The organism is Williamwhitmania taraxaci (genome assembly GCF_900096565.1).
Classification (GTDB): Bacteria; Bacteroidota; Bacteroidia; order Bacteroidales; family Williamwhitmaniaceae; genus Williamwhitmania; species Williamwhitmania taraxaci.
Map to the genome: position 1 here is coordinate 1 of NZ_FMYP01000146.1, position 2,609 is coordinate 2,609.

Consider the following 2,609-nt stretch of genomic DNA (forward strand, 5'->3'; position numbering starts at 1 on the left):
GCTGATGCTCTGTTCCAGACTCCCCTCGTGCTCGTCAATATTCCTTCAGAGCGGGTGCAAAAGTAATCGTTAACCCCTACCCTTCCAAATGTATTCCGATATATTTTTCATAAAAAAATTCACCCTTCTTTATATCACTGGATTTCAGCAGAATTTTAAAACAAATTATGCAAAAAAAGGATACAGATAATTACACAAAGAGGAGGTAAAAAAAAGGGCAAGCAACCCAGATGAACCGTGTTGCTTACCCAAAAAAATATATTAATCGCTGATATTCTACTACTTCTGAGGAATACTCTTTAGAGTCTCAACTAAATAATTCCAGAACATAGCAACAGAAGCGATATTTACTTTCTCGTCGGGTGAGTGAGGAAAGCGAATGGTAGGACCAAAAGAGATCATATCCCAATTAGGATATACACCACCCAATAAACCGCACTCTAAACCAGCATGAATAGCCTTAACTTCAGGCACTCTACCATAAAGCTTATTATAAACGCTCTTCATATGCGTTAAAATAGTAGAGTTCATGTCGGGCTTCCAGCCTGGATAACCGCCTGATAATTGGACATTTGCACCTGCAAGTTCGAATACAGAGGAAACCATCTCGGAAAGGTCATCCTTTGCAGAATCAACAGAACTACGAAGCAAGCACTGAATAATAAGTTTGCCATCGGAGGAGAATACCCGTGCTAGGTTTGTGCTGGTTTCAACAAGACCTGGCATGGCGTCGCTCATACGAATAACACCATTTGGACAGCCATAAATTGCGTTTGTAATCTTTGTTGCAACGCTGTTTTCAATAACACTCTTCGGTAGGTCCGTTTTTTGAACTGTAAAAGAAAGATCAGGCTCTACCAAGGATAACTCCTTTTTATATATAGCTTGATATTTTACAACACAAGTTTCAAATTTTTCGGCTTGTGCGGAAGGAACCGTCACTACTGCAAAAGATTCTCTTGGAATAGCGTTGCGAAGACTACCGCCATCAACAGAGGCAATGCGAAGACCATGTTCCTTAGATGCATGGCGGAAAAAGCGGAACATTAACTTATTGGAATTTCCACGGCCCAGAATAATCTCGAGCCCTGAGTGGCCACCCTTCAAGCCTTTCACTGTAAGCTTGTAAGCGGCATGACCTGCCGGAACAACTTCCTCCTTATAATTAAAAGAGATATTTGCATCAACACCGCCAGCACAGCCAACATACAACTCTCCTTCGTCCTCAGAATCGAGGTTCATCAATATATCCCCCTTCAGTAATCCGGCCTTTAAACCAAAAGCCCCGGTCATACCGGTCTCCTCGTCGCTAGTAAGAAGGGCCTCAATTGGTCCGTGAACAAGATTCTTCGACTCAAGAACAGCCATGATGGCAGCTACGCCCATCCCGTTATCGGCACCTAGTGTAGTACCACGTGCGGTAACCCAGTCGCCATCTATGTAGGCATCAATTGGATCGGTAATAAAATCGTGTTTGGTATCACTATTCTTCTGAGGAACCATATCGAGGTGTCCTTGGAGAACTAGGCCCTTGCACTTCTCCATACCCAGAGTAGCCGGTTTCCGGATAATCACATTTCCTACTTCGTCGATCAGAGTTTCCAAACCAAGATCACGACCAAATTTGGCCATAAACTGCTCAATTTTTTCTTCACTCTTCGAAGGGCGAGGAATCTGGGTAAGTGCATAAAAGTGTTTCCACACTATTTCGGGCTGCAATGATATTATTTCTTTTGCCATTTTTATTGATTTTTTGATTTGCCTAAAGGTAAGAATCATTTTAAAATCTTTGCACCAGAAAAAGTGTTAAATAACCTTATATTTACCACCCATTTATATTTTCACTGAAACAAAACAACTTTAGAATCGTTCAGAGTTTTAAATATTCAATTTTCGTTTATGCTTAAAAAGTTTCTATTCGTAATCTTACCTATATATATGGTAAGTATTTTTAGTGCAAAGAGTCAAGACACCATAGTAAAGGTAAGGTGGTACTCTTTTCAAGAGGCAGTAGAGTTGAACAAAACAAATCCGAAGAAATTCATTATTGATGTTTATACCGATTGGTGCCACTACTGCAAATTGATGGATCAAAATACATTCAGCGATCCTACCGTTGCAAAATATCTAAACCAGAACTACTACCCCATAAAGTTTAACGCAGAAGGAAAGGACACTATTCGATTTGCCGACAGGTTATTTGTGAATCAAAATACTGGGTCTCGCTCCCCTCACGAATTCGCCGTCGCCTTACTTCAAGGGCAACTCTCCTATCCGTCAATAGCATTTATGAACGAGCAAATCCAGCTGATGACGGTTGTGCCCGGATACAGAACGCCCGATCAACTCATCCCAATCCTAGTTTTTCTAGCAGAAGACTTCTTCAAAACCACCACGTTCGATGAATTCATAAAAACAGGCAAGAGTATTCCCAAATAGAGTTTTTTACCTTAATTTTATAACAAAGGCTGCAAAAGAGAAGTAATATTCGCATCTGCAGCCTTTGACTTTTATTTTCCTAAATTCAAGTAACAAATGCAACTTATAGGATTGATTGGAGAGAAAGGAATTGCATTTTTTCAGAACAGGAAGATGAGAATTACTCACCT

General features: G+C 40.4%; 2 protein-coding genes. One reads left to right on the forward strand and one right to left on the reverse strand.

Translation table 11 applies throughout. The features are described 5' to 3' along the window. Window positions 1–279 precede the first annotated feature (279 nt). A complete protein-coding gene (locus BLS65_RS17535) occupies window positions 280–1,740 on the reverse strand; it encodes an aminoacyl-histidine dipeptidase (RefSeq protein WP_092441083.1) in 1,461 nt (486 codons plus the stop codon). Window positions 1,741–1,938: 198 nt separating this feature from the next. Between BLS65_RS17535 and BLS65_RS17540 the strand changes: the two genes are divergently transcribed. Then, window positions 1,939–2,439, forward strand: coding sequence for a thioredoxin family protein (locus BLS65_RS17540; protein ID WP_170830196.1), 501 nt, complete (start codon window positions 1,939–1,941; stop codon window positions 2,437–2,439). Window positions 2,440–2,609: the final 170 nt, after the last annotated feature.